Annotated in this window: 18 protein-coding genes; 6 read left to right on the top strand and 12 right to left on the bottom strand. The window is 61.5% G+C overall.

Annotation, left to right across the window (positions count from 1 at the left end):
- Positions 1-54: 54 nt before the first annotated feature.
- Positions 55-483: a hypothetical protein gene (locus tag HCR76_RS14415; protein WP_166987798.1), complete on the bottom strand. Its 429-nt coding sequence runs from the start codon at positions 481-483 to the stop codon at positions 55-57.
- A gap of 90 nt (positions 484-573) precedes the next feature.
- A complete protein-coding gene (locus tag HCR76_RS14420; RefSeq protein ID WP_166987795.1) occupies positions 574-987 on the bottom strand; it encodes a hypothetical protein in 414 nt (137 codons plus the stop codon).
- A 383-nt stretch (positions 988-1,370) separates the two neighbouring features.
- Here HCR76_RS14420 and HCR76_RS14425 point away from each other — a divergent pair, with 383 nt between their 5' ends.
- Entirely contained in the window at positions 1,371-2,429 is a 1,059-nt protein-coding gene (locus HCR76_RS14425; RefSeq protein WP_166987792.1) for an ECF transporter S component, read from the top strand.
- A 325-nt stretch (positions 2,430-2,754) separates the two neighbouring features.
- Here the strand turns inward: HCR76_RS14425 and HCR76_RS14430 are convergent, their stop codons facing one another.
- Positions 2,755-3,057: a putative quinol monooxygenase gene (locus HCR76_RS14430; protein ID WP_166987789.1), complete on the bottom strand. Its 303-nt coding sequence runs from the start codon at positions 3,055-3,057 to the stop codon at positions 2,755-2,757.
- A 253-nt stretch (positions 3,058-3,310) separates the two neighbouring features.
- On the opposite strand from HCR76_RS14430, the gene HCR76_RS14435 reads away from it, so the two are divergent.
- Positions 3,311-3,556 carry a DUF4381 domain-containing protein gene (locus HCR76_RS14435; protein ID WP_166987786.1) on the top strand — a complete coding sequence of 82 codons (246 nt, stop codon included), beginning with the start codon at positions 3,311-3,313 and terminating at the stop codon, positions 3,554-3,556.
- 95 nt (positions 3,557-3,651) lie between these two features.
- Here HCR76_RS14435 and HCR76_RS14440 read toward each other — a convergent pair whose 3' ends face one another.
- Both HCR76_RS14440 and HCR76_RS14445 read right to left on the bottom strand, forming a co-directional pair.
- On the bottom strand, positions 3,652-5,106 hold the full coding sequence (locus tag HCR76_RS14440; RefSeq protein ID WP_166987783.1) for an HNH endonuclease: 1,455 nt from the start codon (positions 5,104-5,106) through the stop codon (positions 3,652-3,654).
- A 137-nt stretch (positions 5,107-5,243) separates the two neighbouring features.
- Complete coding sequence (locus HCR76_RS14445) at positions 5,244-6,029, bottom strand: class I SAM-dependent methyltransferase (RefSeq protein WP_166987780.1); 786 nt, start codon at positions 6,027-6,029, stop codon at positions 5,244-5,246.
- A gap of 109 nt (positions 6,030-6,138) precedes the next feature.
- Between HCR76_RS14445 and HCR76_RS14450 the strand changes: the two genes are divergently transcribed.
- The 4 genes from HCR76_RS14450 (at position 6,139) to HCR76_RS14465 (ending at position 9,555) form a co-directional block, all read left to right on the top strand.
- Positions 6,139-6,447, top strand: coding sequence for an antibiotic biosynthesis monooxygenase family protein (locus HCR76_RS14450; RefSeq protein ID WP_166987777.1), 309 nt, complete (start codon positions 6,139-6,141; stop codon positions 6,445-6,447).
- Between the two features lie 117 nt (positions 6,448-6,564).
- Entirely contained in the window at positions 6,565-8,292 is a 1,728-nt protein-coding gene (locus HCR76_RS14455; RefSeq protein WP_166987774.1) for a carbon starvation CstA family protein, read from the top strand.
- A gap of 4 nt (positions 8,293-8,296) precedes the next feature.
- The gene (locus tag HCR76_RS14460) at positions 8,297-8,593 is read left to right on the top strand and encodes a cory-CC-star protein (RefSeq protein ID WP_342357092.1); all 297 of its coding nucleotides are present in this window, start codon (positions 8,297-8,299) and stop codon (positions 8,591-8,593) included.
- A complete protein-coding gene (locus HCR76_RS14465) occupies positions 8,584-9,555 on the top strand; it encodes an ArsA family ATPase (RefSeq protein ID WP_166987771.1) in 972 nt (323 codons plus the stop codon). Before HCR76_RS14460 ends, HCR76_RS14465 begins: the two co-directional genes overlap by 10 nt.
- Before the next feature lie 52 nt (positions 9,556-9,607).
- Here the strand turns inward: HCR76_RS14465 and HCR76_RS14470 are convergent, their stop codons facing one another.
- The 7 genes from HCR76_RS14470 to HCR76_RS14500 form a co-directional block, all read right to left on the bottom strand.
- Positions 9,608-9,754, bottom strand: a complete 147-nt coding sequence (locus HCR76_RS14470; RefSeq protein ID WP_166987768.1) for a hypothetical protein — start codon at positions 9,752-9,754, stop codon at positions 9,608-9,610.
- Between the two features lie 73 nt (positions 9,755-9,827).
- Positions 9,828-10,457, bottom strand: a complete 630-nt coding sequence (locus HCR76_RS14475) for a M15 family metallopeptidase (protein ID WP_166987765.1) — start codon at positions 10,455-10,457, stop codon at positions 9,828-9,830.
- 108 nt (positions 10,458-10,565) lie between these two features.
- Positions 10,566-11,231, bottom strand: a complete 666-nt coding sequence (locus HCR76_RS14480; RefSeq protein WP_166987762.1) for a response regulator — start codon at positions 11,229-11,231, stop codon at positions 10,566-10,568.
- The gene (locus HCR76_RS14485; RefSeq protein ID WP_166987759.1) at positions 11,228-12,469 is read right to left on the bottom strand and encodes a sensor histidine kinase; all 1,242 of its coding nucleotides are present in this window, start codon (positions 12,467-12,469) and stop codon (positions 11,228-11,230) included. Before HCR76_RS14485 ends, HCR76_RS14480 begins: the two co-directional genes overlap by 4 nt.
- Before the next feature lie 2 nt (positions 12,470-12,471).
- Entirely contained in the window at positions 12,472-13,449 is a 978-nt protein-coding gene (locus HCR76_RS14490) for a D-alanine--D-alanine ligase (protein WP_166987757.1), read from the bottom strand.
- A complete protein-coding gene (gene alr, locus HCR76_RS14495) occupies positions 13,446-14,594 on the bottom strand; it encodes an alanine racemase (RefSeq protein WP_166987754.1) in 1,149 nt (382 codons plus the stop codon). Before alr ends, HCR76_RS14490 begins: the two co-directional genes overlap by 4 nt.
- Before the next feature lie 126 nt (positions 14,595-14,720).
- The gene (locus HCR76_RS14500) at positions 14,721-15,752 is read right to left on the bottom strand and encodes a formylglycine-generating enzyme family protein (RefSeq protein ID WP_434063571.1); all 1,032 of its coding nucleotides are present in this window, start codon (positions 15,750-15,752) and stop codon (positions 14,721-14,723) included.
- Positions 15,753-15,803: the final 51 nt, after the last annotated feature.

Here is a 15,803-nt window from a genome sequence, read left to right on the forward strand (position 1 = left end):
GGTCGAGCCGAACGGCATGACATCCCTCTCGTCACTCATCATGATATCGACCCGTCACTCCCGATCACAGAACCCCTGGAGCGGCAGGACGATGCCCTCGACGACAGCCGCGGTGACCGTGAGAGGCCGCCCTGCTCCCGACGAGAGGACGAGAGCAGTAGTGCCCGCGACAACAGGGTATCGAGCAAAGGGATGATCAGCTGGTTTCGCGCTAAGGATCGCCTCGGACGCAGCCGCGGGCGGGCTGCTTGACGAGGTGGACGTGATCACGGGCTTGTCGAGGGGGAAAACGCCAGGCGTCGGCTCGCGGCGGCCGCGAAGCTCGGTCCTCAACCAGTGAAGACGGCCCGGAAACCGCGGGAGCTGAAATACTCGTACGACGCGGCGAAGGTGCTGCAGCGGGTCTGGGCGGCGTCGGGCGAGCAGTGTGGGAAGTACCTGGCCGCCTCGATGCGACGGCAGGTGGATGGACTGGAACCTCACGGGGAGTTCGTCTGCGGTCGTTCCCGGTAGCCGCCCGACGTGCGTGCCGATGCGCTGGCGATGAGCCCGGCGACGTGAGAATAGGGATGATTACGGCTTGAACTTCGGCAGCACGTCGTCGTTGATGTACTGCGTGATCGTTTCATCGTCGGGCCTGTTATCTTCCGGCACAGAAAGTGAAACGCCAGCTTGAACTGAACCGTTGCTTGTGTTTACCGTACCGGCAGCGCCTTCGTGCCAATCATTCCCGTCTTCTGTAATGAAGATGTGGATCGCTCGCTCCGACTCGTCCGTTGCATCCTTGTTAATAAATGCGTGGCAGCCGAGCGTGGGAGCGATGTTCCATGCCTCTTCGTCGTATGTCGCCTCCCACGTGGAGTACGTGGACTCCACTTCTGCTTCAGCTTCGATTCCCAATGCGTCAAAAACCTCGTCCGAACCCGGGCCGAAGACCTCATTGCATACGTCCTCAGAGTTGACGTCGGTGATCTTTGAAATCGTCACGTGATTACCGTCGAATGGATCCTCTGAGTCGCTGTTCGTCTGCGATTCCGACTCCTCAGACGATCCTCCCTCGTCACTGCCTTGCGACTGATCGTTCTCGTCTGCGTCGACCTCCTGCGACCCGCCGCCACACGCTGCGAGCATCGATGCGAGGGCTAAAGAGCCTAAGATAGCTGCGATCCGTTTCGTGACTACCAAGTCCCGTCCTAACGTCGTGTTTCGTTGCCTGCCACGACGCTACAAGGACGTCTGTCTGTTCTGACCGGTTGTGGCGGTGTCCGTACAGGCCCACACAAGCCCGCACAGGACGTGCATCGCTCCGTGGGCCCACATACAATGCCATGAGTTCACACACTGGCCGGACAGACTGTGGAGGAATGCAAGTGGAGCAGGAACGCGACGACGAAGCGAAGTTGGAGGGTTCATTTGACGGCATCGTCACTGACCTTCGCGAGCTCCGTGTGAACACTGGCGTTGTAACGTATGCGGAAATCGTGCGTCGTATCGGGCGATATCGTGGCCAGCTGAAGGGTGACGGGGTGAACGATGCACCGGCGCGATCTACTGTCTACGATGCGTTTCGTTTAGGTCGCAGCAGGCTGAACCCCGAACTGGTCGGAGAAATTGTTCGCGCATTGGGTGAAGACGAACAGTCCGTTCGTCAGTGGATGGTCCGTTGCTATCAGGTGCAAGCATCTTCTGAACGTAATTGTGAACGTGATGCTGTTTGCACCGAAGATCCCGTTGAGTCGCCCGGGATCACTCAACCTCTCAAGTCGCATCGTTCGCGTTACATCTACGTGGGCTCGGTAATGTTCGCATGTGTACTTTTAAACGCGTTCGGCTACGCATTGGTCGGCAAGCTTCATCTTGCCCTGTACCTCGACATGGTCGGGACAGCAGTGGGAGCGATTATGCTCGGACCTTGGTACGGGGTCGCAATTGCGGTGCTGGGAAATGCAGCCGGCATGACTATTCATGGACCCATGGCGCTCGTGTTCGCGCTCGTTAACGTGGCGGGCGCGCTTGTATGGGGCTACGGTGTACGACGGTCTACCTGGGCCGCAACGTTCACGCAATTCTTCCGGTTGAATCTTGTAGTCGCTGTTGTCTGCACTCTCGTTGCGGTCCCACTTCTGATGCTGGGCTATCACGGTGGATCAGGTCATACGTCTGATCAGTTGACCCATACGTTCACATCATCTGGCCAAAACCTGTTGAGCGCGGTACTTCTTTCGAACGGCATAACGTCGATACTCGACAAGCTAGCCACGGGTTTCATCGCGCTCGTCGTGATTCAGCGATGCGCGTCCCGAATCAAGTCCGTCGATTCAGAGTTTGTCAGTCCAGTCGACAACTTCTTCCGGTTTGCTCTGCGTCCAACGACTCAAATCACCCGGCCACTATGCAACTACTCCGCGGTCTTAGTCCGAACTCCGTGAGCCTGCACAATCCACACGTTGTTGCGGTGTTCGCGCGGGAGACTGCGACGCAATCACGAGTCCCGTGCAGGTGCTCGTTGGCGCCGGTGAACTCACTCAATCACCGGATCACGACGAGACACTAACGGGGCGTGTTCCGGGATCGACGCGAAGGTCTTCCCGGTGCGGCCGGGGCCCTGCTGTGGACTCATGCACGCGAGATCCTGGAAGTGGTAGCAACTTAAGGGTTTCACTCGACGGTCGATCGAGTTCCAGCCCGACCGGTCCTGCACTGAGAATGAGAATACTGTCGGATCCCGTGAGCTGGGCGGTAACCCGAGTCGCCTCAGTCGCGGAGAGGCGATCCTGCGACGTCGAACGAGAAGCCCCCAAAGTCATCTGATAGCAGAGGACGTGCCGCAGCAATCGATTCTTGGACTGCAGGCACAGCGAGCGACGCCTGATGTGCGGCATCGCTCTCCCACAGCTCGACGACGAATACAGTGTTCGGCTCCTCGTCGTTGATTCCGACCTCGTAAGCCAGACAGCCGATCTCTGTAAGCTGATCGCTTCGACGTGTGAGATGTGCGACAAGTTCATCACGCTTGCCCGGCACTGTGCCGAGAGTACCGACGTTCGCAAAAGTCATGCTTGTCACGATAGCAATCTCGCTGAATTGCCGTTCGCTTATCGTTTGTTCAAAGCAGTCGCGACGTTACTGCCGTAGCGTTGGTGACAGTCGTCATCAGCCGTGAGCATCATGAGCCCGACGATGAGGCGGCAAGTGTGAGCGAGCGCAGAGCACCATTTGCGCATCGTCATGTGACCTCGTGAGAAAGGACTTCGTTGATCAGAGAAGCTTCCCCTCGTTCGTCACACACGAGCTCCGTTGTCGGTCGCACGTGAACAGTCAAGGATCGTCGGGTGATGATGCGGAAGGTGCCCGCTCGCCTAACGCACGACTGCTGTTCTGGCTGAAGGTTCCGTACGTCGCCGATGTCGCACTCGTCATCATCGGTACTGGGCTTCTCCTCGCCGATAACTCGATTGGCTGGTGGGTGCTCGTCTTCGCTGCCGTTCGCGCGATCATCGGCACAGTCGCATTATTCTGGCTTTACCCTCGGTTACAGGCGCGGCGCCGCGACTGACTCGCTTGCGGCATTGCCAGTATTGCGGCGCCCCAGGCACCCCGCGCTTCGAGTTCTTGTACTCGTGCGTGGTGTTTCCCGGGTCCGCCGCGTACTCAGGTGCGCGGCCTGGTATCTCGGCCAGGGTCCGGCCCCGACTCATCGCCACAGTCGGGTCTGCTGCGGCGTCCCAGATACCGTCGGTTCACGTACCAGTCTGGTGGAACGAGTCTCGGGTGCCCTGTGTTGTCTCGGATGAGAGCCCATTCGCCGCGTTCAACCAGACGGTGATGAAACCAACACAACATGACACCGTTCGTGGCGTCGGTTTTGCCGTCCTTTGCCCACCCCTGCACATGGTGTGCTTCACAGAGCCAGGCGGGGATGTCACAGTCCATGGCAACACACGTGCCGCCATCGCGGGCGATGAGCGCGAGGCGTTGCTTCGGGGTGAACTCACGTCTGGCATACCCGAGATTCAACACGTCACCATCACTGCCGATAACAACCTGGCGGGTGTCGCCGTCGCATCGCATCTGCTTCACAAACGACATCGGTAACGGCGCCGGGGTTCCCGGCGACCACGCCGCACCCGTACCGTTGTCGAGGTCAGTGTCTTTCACGGTGACCAACACGGTGGGTCCTCTGCCGTGGAGTTTGGGCGCGGACTGTTGTTTCCCGGTGCCGCCGATGATCGCGGTGAACACGTCGGCACGTTCCTGCTGCCTCGACCGTGCTTCCGGTTCCAGGCCGTGGGCGGCTAACTCTTCGGTCTCCATGAACTTCGGGCTGGTGCGTTTGGACATGAATGCGTCAAACACCGGTGTCACCTGTGCTGCCTGTTCCGGGGAGAGAGTGCCGGTGATTCTCATGCTGCCATCATCCCGATGACGAAACACCAGAGCACGCGCCTCATGAAGTTCTTCCGCTGTGGGTTCCACACCATCCGGATCCAAAGCAACACAAAACATGCGTGCCTGCTGACGCAGAGCATCCGCCGTGACAGGCACCTCACCAAAAGCGCCCGTCGCGTTGCCCAGCAGTGTGGTCTCGGCCCACTCTGCCTGTTCCGGTGCCACCCGCGACAGCACCGGCGCCAACATTGATGTGATCACCTCGGCAACATCCAAACCGATCGTGCCCTCAGCAAGAGCATCCGCCGTCAGCGAGAACACCGGATCCAACGGCAACCCCGTGTCAGACACCCGCGGTGTGGTCTGTTCGGCGACCTTCGTGTACCGGTGCGCTGTGGAGTTCTTCACCCCCGTCACCTTCTCAAACAATGCTGTCGGGGACGACGACCCGTGACGGGCAGCAAGACCATCAAATCCAGCATCGGTATCGGAGCGCCGGGCAATGTCCCCGACATTGCCGATTTGGCGGCCCTCGACAATGCGGGTGATGTTCCCCAGAACACCGGTATAGGTCAGGAGGGCGTCGGCAGACAGTGCGGCCGGATCAATCTTGGCAAGCTCAACAGCATCCGCCAGAATGTTCTCCGCCGCACGCACAGCCACAGCATCCGGACCCTCCACAGGCTCGAAATCGGAGACTGTCGCTGCGTTCAACATGACCACAGTATTCCAGCACCCACTGACATTCCCAGCGACACAAACCCCCGATCACACTACCATTGTGGATAACTCGCAAAACTTGTTGCCTGTGGACGAAGAAGCACGGACATGTTGAGCGAAACCGTCTGACGACGCTAACCCACCCGGGCGATGGCGAGCAGGTGGATGCTGAGGTCGCGGATTCCAGGGACCGTGCTGCCCACGCAGGCGAGCGCATAAGCGGCATCCGTCAACTCGGTTTCATCGGCCGCAACGCTTTCAAGCAGAAGGCCGTTCGGCCCTTCGACTCCATGCACATCAATGAGCTCGAGTCCGGCCTCGGTCACGTCGGCCGCCAGCTCCTCCGCCGTATGGAAATGCCCGGCAGGAAACCGACCGCGTGCGATCGGTTCGCCCTTCGCGAAGAGATTCTCGAGCTCCCCCGTCATGCGCGGCTCGCGCGTCAGCGTCGCCGCCTGGAATGCGACAACACGTGAGAGCCCAGCTGCGAAGACAAATCCGCCGCGCCGCGTGACACGTGTCGCTTCCCGCAATGCACTCTGCCTGTCGTCCACGTGACTCAGGTGATAGAGCGGACCAAGCATGAGTGCCGCGTCGAACTCGTCGTCGGCGAACGGCAGGTCGCGAGCATCCCCGACTTGGGCACTGACGCCCGCCGCTCGAGCCGTCTCAACCTGTTCGGGCACCGGATCGACGAGCATAACGTCGATCCCGCGCTTCTGCAGCGGCACTGCATGGACACCGGTGGCGCCACCGATATCGATGACCCGCCCCGTGTCGAGGTACTCGGCAATGAGCTGCTGGGTTCGCCGATGTTCCAGCCTCCCTTGCGCGGAGCGCGTTGTGAGGCGAGCGTTCTCATCAAACTGCTCACGATAATACGCACGGACACGCTCGTCGATGTCATTCTGGTCAACCATGGTGGCTCCTGGCTCGTGGTGAGGGAACACTATCGAATGGATGCCGGGCAGATGAAACCTCGCGGATGCCGCGGGTGCCATCTTCAGCATTCGAATCTAAAATCGAGCTATGGCCGTGGTCAAGATCAATGCAGTGCAGGTTCCTGAGGAGGCTCGCGCGGAGTTCGAGCGCCGGTTCATCAATCGGGCAGGGACTATCGATGACGCGCCCGGATTCTTGGGGTTCGAGATGTTGCGACCTGTCGCAGGAGACGACCGATATTTTATCGTTACCCGGTGGGATGACGACGAGTCATACGAAGCCTGGCGCGACGGCGACGCCCGCGCTGCCCACAAGGGAGAGCAGGGGAAGCGCGTCTTCACCGACGCAAACGTCCTAGAGTTTCAGGTCGTTCTGGACGTGAAACCAAAACGGTAGGAATCGTAAAAGATTTACACACAGGTTATTCACAGATTCTGTTAGCCTCGACAGAAGCGACGGCATCGGGGCCGCCGCACCGTTGCAATGACGCACGCTGTGAAAGGGGAGAACTCCATGGGTTCCCTTGTCCTCATGATCATCGGGCTGGCGATGTTCGCCGCCGGATACATGGTGTATTCGAAGTACCTCGCAAAACGGGTGTACAAGCTGAATGAAAATTTCAAGACGCCCTCCCACGAGCTGAACGACGGCGTCGACTACGTCCCCACGAACAAATACATCTTGTGGGGGCACCACTTCACTTCGGTGGCGGGTGCAGCGCCGATCGTCGGCCCAGCAATAGCCGTCATCTGGGGATGGCTGCCAGCGTTCCTCTGGGTGACACTCGGCACCGTATTCTTCGCCGGAATGCACGACTTCGGCACGCTGTGGGCGTCAATGCGCAACAAGGGCCGTTCGATCGGCGCGCTCTCCGGCCGCTACATCGGCAAGCGCGGTGCAAACCTGTTTTTGATCGTCATCTTCCTCTTGCTGCTCATGGTGATCGCCGCATTCGCCGTCGTGATCAAGAACCTGCTCATCAGCACGCCCACCTCTGTGATCCCCACGTGGGGTGCGATCGTCGTCGCTCTGCTCGTCGGCGTCGCGGTCTATCGTCTGCGTTGGCCGCTCCTGCCGGTGACGATTGTCGGCGTTGTCGTGCTGTACGCGCTGATCGTTCTGGGCAACAGCGTGCCCGTGGTTCTGCCTGAGTCGACGCTCGGCATGAGCCCGGCGACGTTCTGGATCGTTGCCCTCTTCGTCTACGGCGCAATTGCATCGCTGCTTCCCGTGTGGGTTCTGCTGCAACCTCGTGACTACATCAATGGTGTGCAACTCTTTGTCGGTCTGATTCTCTTGTTCGGCTCTGTACTGCTGGCAACACTCTTCTCTGCGGTGAAGCCCGACATCGTGGCACCCATGTTCAACACAGATCTGCCTGCCGGCACACCGAGCATGGTTCCGTTGTTGTTCGTCACCATCGCCTGCGGTGCCATTTCAGGTTTCCACGGCATGGTCTCGTCAGGTACCAGCTCGAAGCAGATCGACAAGGAGACGGATGCTCGATTCGTCGGGTACTTCGGCGCAGTCGGTGAGGGCCTGCTCTCGCTCGGAACGATCCTCGCGGTCATCGGCGGCATCAAGTCCGTCGCCGATTGGAACGAGATCTATAGTTCGTTCGGCGCTGGCGGAGTTGATGCGTTCGTGAAAGGTGGCGGTGCCCTCATGGAGAACGGCATCGGCTTGCCCGCTTCATTGAGCGCTACGGTGCTGGCGACCATGGCCGTGCTGTTTGCCGCGACGACAATGGACACCGGAATGCGATTGCTGCGCTTCGTCGTGCAAGAGATCGGCGAGACTGTGAAGCTCAAGATCACAAAGTTCCCCGCAACGGTGATCGTCGTCGTCGTCGGGCTCGGCCTGACATTCTCGCAGGGTCTCGGCGGCGAAGGTGGGTTGCGCATCTGGCCGCTGTTCGGCACAACGAACCAGATCATGGCGTCACTGTCGCTGTCGATTATCGCGGTGATGCTGATTCGTAAGCGGCGTAATCCGTTGCCCGCGATCATTCCGCTTGTGCTGGTGTTCGTGCTGTCGTTCTGGGCAGCCATCGACCAGCTCATCGCTTTCACAACGCCGGGCAGCCAGGATTGGCTGCTATTCGCCCTGGATGTGATCATTATCTTTGCGAGCGTGTGGGTCGGCGTCGAAGCGGTGCTGGCGATGCGTCGAGCGGCAAAGGAACCACCAGAACCCGAGCACGAGGATGCCGAGCTCTCCGCGGTTCGAGAGGACGTCTGACGACGTGGCATCTGCAGAGAGCGCGGCCCAGCGCTGGGAGGAACTCTCCCGGCGTTGGGCCGCGTTTCGCGACGGCATGCACGAGTTCTATGTCGGCCCGTACCGGCAGATGTTTCTGAGTGAGAAGCGGAGCGAAGACGATCTGTTCATGATCGTTGTTCTCGGTGAGGCGCTTGGCGTTCCCGACCCCGCCGCGTTTTATTCAGCGGAGCTGATGCCTGCCGTCTGGGACGACTTCCATGCCTGGCACAGACGCATCGGCATCCCCGACTCCCCTTTGGATCACATCGCATGCTGCTAGACCTGGCGCGATCGCGCCGCCTTCTGTTCGTCGGGGGCAAGGGCGGCGTCGGAAAGACATCCGTTTCGTCTGCGCTTGCCCTTGCCTACGCGCGTCACGGCGGTCGTGTACTGCTTGTCTCCACTGACCCGGCTCACAACCTCGGCCAGGCCTGGGACCAATCGCTCTCCGACGGCGCAACGCGAGTGTTCACGCAGGAGAACGGACACGTGGATGCTGTCGAGATCGACCCGCAGGCAACGATCGAACGTCATTTCGCCACCGTTTCGGCGACAATGATGCGTTTACTTCCCGACCGCCTTCACGCGTCTGCTCAACAGCACCTTGACCAGGCGAAATCAGCACCCGGCAGCCACGAGTCTGCCGTGCTGGAGCGCATTGCCGAGCTTGTCGAGACAAGCCGCGATTCGCACGACCTCGTGATCTTTGACACCGCACCATCGGGTCACACGCTGAGGCTCCTTTCGCTCCCCGAAAAGCTCACAACGTGGACGGAGACGTTGCTCGCCAGCCGCGACCGTTCGGAGCGATTCGCTGCGGCGGCTCGAAGCGTCGTCGGCACGAAAGATGACGAACCGTCGGCAGACGCGGAACTGCGTCGAACGCTCATTGCCCGTCGCGACCGATTCGAGCTCCTGCGTGGTCTCGTCACCGACTCGCTCGCCACGTCGTTCATTGTTGTGAGTATCGCCGAGCGACTTCCCATCGCCGAGTCGATCGACGTGGTGCAACAGCTCACCGTACTCGGCATTGACACTTCATCGATCGTCGTCAATCGCCGCTCTCCCTCCGATGCCGGTGATGTGCTCGCCGAGCGGCGCGCGCGCGAGGAGCAGCACATCGCCCGGCTGCGCGCTGCTGTCGGAAGCATCCCATTGATTCAGGTGCCGTTACTCGCCGGAGACCTGACGGGTGCCGACTCTCTCAGCGAGCTCGCCGTTTGCCTCACCGCCGCGGCTTAACGATGCGCCAGTCGGAACCATTTCCGGCCGGTTGATGTCTCGTGCAAAACCGTCAGGCGGTGCGGGCCATCTTGCGAATGCGACGGCGGCGCCGACGCCAATGCCGGTGGGCGTCAGCCACCCATTCGGGCAGCTTCAGCCGCTCGCGTTCGACGACGGCTTGTACCTCCGGCGACAATGCCATTGGTGCGGGATACATCGTTCACTCCGATCTCTGGATTTAATTGTCCTCCTCCCTCACGAGCGTTGCAATACCCCCGTTTGGCGTGTGATCAGCGTGGATCGGTGGCGTCGTGGAGCAGGCGCGGGCATTCGCCACCTGGTGACGTGAGAAGCTCGAAGTGCCAGGGTTCATTGTCGAATACGCGGCACAGTCCCCATGCGCTGCCGTGCTCGTCCATCCACGCTGCGGCATCCCACGAACCGATGTCGACGGCGTCACCGCTGACATGGCGGGACTCCTGTGGAGTGCTGACCCAGCGCCGGGCCTCATCTTCTGTTCCATACTCTGTGACCGCCTCGGCGAGCAGCTGCTTTTGATAGGAGATGCTGCGCCACCCCGAGTTGACGAAGACGGTGATTCCCTCGGCTTCAGCGCCGCGTGCGGCATCCTGAATCGCATCAAGCAGTCGGGAATCGAGGTTTGCGATTGCCGCATTGCTGGTGTCGAACGGTGTCAGACTCGCGCCGTCATCGATGTGACCGTCGCCCTCGACAAGCGTTGCCCCCGGCGCAGCGCCGCCCACGTCAGACTCTGTTGAGCCGTGACGGTCGCTCTCGTCAACGGCAGGCTCTGCACAGGCAACGAGTCCAAGAGAAACGACGGCGACAATCGCGAACGCTGTGCTGGCGCGCGCTGCCGGGCTGCTGTTGGTCGTGCGGTGAAAGTGCATTTTATTCATGCTTTCGACGCTACGAACTGCGGCGCCCCGCTCGCCTCCAGCCACGGTGCTGGTGTGCTGCCCGCGGGTACCGCGCCTCGGCACCTGCGACTCAGAGATCTCGGACGTTCAGATGATTCCGTGCTCGTAGGCGAACACGACGATCTGCACGCGGTCGCGCAACCCGAGCTTGCGCAGCACCGCACCAACGTGGGTCTTAACCGTCGATTCGCTCATGAACAGGTGCGCCGAGACTTCGGAATTGGAATAGCCGCTCGCCACTGCGTCGAACACGTCACGCTCTTTTGCCGTCAGAGCGTCGAACTCCTCTGGCGGCGCTGCACGCGCGACGAACTGCGCGTCGAGAAGGGTCGAAAGGTCGCGCGGGGCAAGCACCGCGTTTCCTGCATGCACGGTCCGAATCGCGTCAATCAGCATCGTCGGCGTCGTGTCTTTGAGCATGAATCCGCTCGCGCCGTGGCGAATTGCCGTCGCCGCGCGGTCGTCGAGATCAAACGTCGTCAGCACGATGATGCGAACGGGGCGGTTACGGTGGCGAGAACTCTCTTGCCTCAGAATCTGCTTTGTCGCCTCGACGCCGTCGAGCTCCGGCATCCGAATGTCCATCAGCACGACATCCGGCTCGTGCTTGTCCACCAGCCCAATGGCTTCGCGCCCGTCTTTCGCCGTGGCAACAACCTCCATGCCATCGTGAGCGTCGACGATGATGCGCACTCCCTCGCGAAAGAGATCCTGGTCATCGACGAGCAAAACACGAATCGTGTCTCCGGTCATGCGTGAGCCTCCGACGCGGTGTCATTCAGCGCCCTCACGGGCAGCGTTGCGGTAATCGTAAACCGGCCATCGCCCGGCACTCGGTCGGCGAGCACGTCGAGCCGCCCGCCCACAGATTCAAGCCGTCGCCTCATTCCGTTCACGCCGTTCCCCTGTGGTGCGGGTTCTTGGGTGGTCTCAGACGACACGTAGTTCGCGACGGTGATCACGAGCGTATCTCCCCATTCACGAGCGAGGTACACCGGCGACTCACGACGCCCGTGTTTGATGGCATTCGTCAGCATCTCCTGCACGACACGGAACGCCACGGCAGCCAGCTCGGGGGGCAACGGTCGGGCATGCCCCGTGTCTGTCACGACAATCTCCGTACCGCTCATACGCGTGGCGTCGATGAGCTCGTCAAGGTCGCTTCTGCCGTGCGATTCCGTGTCAGGCGACGCGAGCACCGCGCGCACTTCCTGCAGCGACGAGCGCGCAGATACCGCGATATTCGCCATCGTGCGCTTGAGAGCGTCGTCGCCGTCAAGAAACTGTGCCGACTCGGCCTGCGCGAGAATCACCGTCAGCGAATGGCCGACAACGTCATGCACGTCGCGAGCAAGCCGGGCCTGACTCTCCCGTAGCTCGGCGATCTCCGCCATCTGCAGGCGAGCCTGTTCCGCGCTCAGGGCTTCCTGTTCGGCAATCGTCTGTGATCGTTTGGATTCGCGGGCCGCTCCCCCGTATCGCATCGCGAGTCCGGCGAGCCACGGGATCGCGAGCATCGCAGCGACGCCGGGAGTGATGACGAACTGCCAGGGCGTGCCCGCGTCTATCAGGGGAATGAGGATGTTGCGAAGCACGCGGGTTCCCCAGACACCCGTCGACAATGTCCCGATGAACGCGACGATAACGAGTGTGGCCGCAAGCAGCGAGATGCCGCTCGCCCACACGAGCCCCCTGCTTCCGTACCGTGCAAGCAGAAACGCTATGACGACGATCGTCGCCTGCACAAGCAGGATGTCGGTTGCCGTCACGATTTGAACAACGAGCGTCACCCACACGAGGCCAAGCGACAGCCAGCCCGCGTGACGCGCACAGGCGACGGCGACAGCGACACCGATAACAATGAGTAGCGGGGCGATGCTGCGGTCGTATCCCGCCATTCTGAGGCTCAGCGTCTCCCACGCACCAAGGCCGGCGACCACAAGCGCGAAGGAAAGATCGGGGGCCCAACCTCGAGCCAACGGTGATCCCATGCTCACATTATGACTGCTTTGGCTGGCTGACGCCGTGGTCGACCCAGCGCCTCCTCGATGAGAAGATCCAGAAGAGCCGAATAGTCGATTCCGATGACGTCGAACATGCGTGGAACTTGGGACTGCGCGGTGAAACCAGGAGTGGTGTTGGCCTCAATCAGAACTGGTCCGTCTGAGGTCACGAAGAAGTCGATGCGCGCAAGCCCCGCGCAACCCAGAACCTGGTACACACTCAAAGCGGCATCTTCCAGACGCGTGCGCGCCACATCATCCAGCTGAGCTGGTACAACGAAATCCGCTGAGCCACCGTATTTTGCATCGGTGTCGAACAGTCCGTCGGCTCGGATCTCGAGAGCAGGCGACACGATGAAGGAGCCGTCGACCCGTCGCATCACCGCGACGTCGATTTCCCGCCCCATAGTCACGTCTTCGACAAGCACCCGCGTGTCGTGCTCGAATGCAGCGCGTAGCGCGCCGGCAAGCTGGCTCTCTTCGCTGACCAGTGCTACACCAACGCTTGATCCGGATGCTACCGGTTTGACCACGACGGGGCCGGTGAACGTGTAGGTGTGCGCACCCGATCTGTCGAGCAGAATCCCGGGAGCCGTCGCCACGCCGACGGTCTCGGCCAGTAGCTTCGTGACGTGCTTATCCATCGCGATCGCTCCCGCGGCCACGCCTGACCCTGCATACGGCACATCTGCCGACTCGCAGAGCGCGGCCAACTGTCCGTCTTCGCCGTGAGGTCCATGCACGAGCGGAAGCACAACGTCGCACCGAGAGAGCTCACCCATAGCGTGGGCGAATCCCCTGTCACATCCGGCCGAGTCGAGCCAGCGTCCATCGCGATCGATCGTCAGACTGACGACCTCGTAACGGCCGGGATCAAGAGCGGATGCTGCTGCCGCCGCGGACGCGAGCGAAACGTCGTGCTCGTTGCTTGTGCCTCCTCCGATGATGGCCACCGTCACTCTCGTCATGCTGCTTCCTCGTTGAGCGATGCGTGGTTCGTCGTGCGGCGAGTCACCCGCTCGCCGACCCGCGTCATGATCTCGTGCTCGATCGTTCCCGACCAGTCCGCCCACTCCCGAACAGTTGGCTCGCCGTCCGCGCCGGAGCCGAACACGACTGCAGGTTCACCGATTTCCCCGCCCTCACGGCCCAGATCGACGACGATCTGATCCATTGAGACCCGTCCGACGACAGGCCGTCTCGTACCTCGAACAAGCACTTCCCCACGCTCGGCTGAGCTTCGCGGGATCCCATCGGCATAGCCGAGTCCAATCAAGCCCAGTCGCGTTGATTCCGTCGCCTTCCACTCGAGTCCGTAGCCAACGCTGGTTCCGGCTCGCACCGAGCGCACGCCGATCAGCGGGGCTGCGAGTGTCATCGGGCTCTTCAGGTGGACGGTGCGAGAGAGGTCGATACCCGCGAGGCCAGCCCCGATGCGACACATCGTGTGGTGGGATCCCGCAACGGTGAGCGCCGCGGTGGTCGCGCCAAGGTGCCTCATGCTCGCCGTCAATCCGGTCAGTCTCGCGATGTCAGTGCCCCAATCGAAGAGTTCGCAGCCGACTCGGCTGCTGGGAGCGCCCAAGTTGTCGCCCTCGGGAAGATGCCCCATCACCCCGACTACCTCGATGCGCCCCTCGAGCTCGTTCTGTCGCGCCCGACGACAGAGATCGATCCACAGTGCGGGATCAGCGCCGTCTCTCGTCAGCCCGGTATCGAGATGCAGGTGCACGCACGCGCGGCCGGCCGCTTGCGCGACGGCCCGAAGCTGATCGACGCTCGAGACCGCGACGTCGATGCTGGCTTCGGCCGCTCCAGCGTAATCCGCTTCGGTCGGGTGATTGAGCCAGCTGAGCACTCGCGCGGAGAAGCCCGCGTCGCGCAGAGCAAAGCCTTCGTCCAGACTCGTGACTCCGAGGCTCGTCGCTCCGTTCTCGAGCGCCGTGCGAGCGACGTCGCGAGCGCCAAGCCCGTAGCCGTCTGCCTTCACGACGGCCATCAGCTCACCGCCAATGTGATTCGAGAAGAACTGCGTGTTGGCAGCGATGGCTGTCAGGTCGACGGTAAGCAGGGGCGTCGGCATTCTGAAATTCGTCGTGAGCGGAATGGTCATGATCCGAGATTAGGAAAACCATTGGTCTCGTCACCTCAGCCAAAGGTGCCGAAGACCTCATCGCTCGGATGATGTGCCCGCAACGCGGATGCCAGCGGCCGCGGGTGTTTCTGCCTCTCTCGAACCTCAGCGCGAACGCGCGCAGCGGAACCCGAGGTGTGTCGTTGCCGAGTCTTCGGTCTGCGGTGACCGCGCCGCCGGTCGATACCGCTGGCAATACTCGGGGGCGCACAGGTGAGATCCGCCCTTCGTCACGTGGCTGATGCTGGAGTCGGGAAGCGCCGACGTCGGGCTGCCCGTGATTTGTCGTGTTGACTCCGGCCCGCACCCACACCCGCATCCGTTCCCTGCCGAGGTGTCAGCCGCCGCTGTCGAGAGAAGCGACCGGCCCAACGGTGCCGGGATGCTCGCCTCGAGAGCCGCTTCGCGGTGACTCGCGGTGAAGCGACTCGATGTCCACTCCCACACGTTGCCGATCATGTCGACCAAATCGTAACCATTCGGCGCGAACAAACCGACGGGAGACGTTCCCTTCCAGCCCCTGGCACCCGTGTTCTCGTAGGGGAATCTCCCCTGCCAGGTATTTGCACGCAATTCTCCTGCCGGCATCATGTCATAGCCCCAGGCAAAATCGGCACCGTCGAGCTCACCGCGGGCTGCACGCTCCCATTCCTGTTCTGTAGGCAGTCGCTTCCCCGCCCACGCGGCGTAGGCTGCGGCATCCGTGTAACAGACCTGCACGACCGGGTGATCGTCTTTGCCCTCAATGCTCGAGTCAGGGCCGAATGGATGCTGCCAGTCGGCACCGGGCACCCAGCCCCACCACGCGCGCCAATTGCGCAGGTCGACAGGCCCGTCCGTCTCATGAAACACAAGGCTGCCCGGTGCACGATCGGCTTCGCTCAGCTGAGGGAACTCCTCAGCATCGAGACCCCGCTCGGCCACGGTGGCGAAACCCGTGGCCTCGACGAAAGCGCGAAATTGCCCATTGGTCACAGGGTGCCGATCGATGAGAAACTCATCGACGCGCGTCATGAATACCGGCCCCTCCTCGGGATAATACCCTTCTGACCCCATACGGAACTCGCCCGCGGGAATTCGCACCATGTCGTCGTGCATCGAAACCTCCGCTCGCGGCGCAGACATCAGCGCCGTCACCGTTTCCACTCTAACTGTCGGAGCAGAACGGTGGCGCGGGGTGGACGCCAG

The sequence above is a fragment of the Paramicrobacterium chengjingii genome, from assembly GCF_011751765.2.
In the GTDB taxonomy this organism is placed as follows: Bacteria; Actinomycetota; Actinomycetes; order Actinomycetales; family Microbacteriaceae; genus Paramicrobacterium; species Paramicrobacterium chengjingii.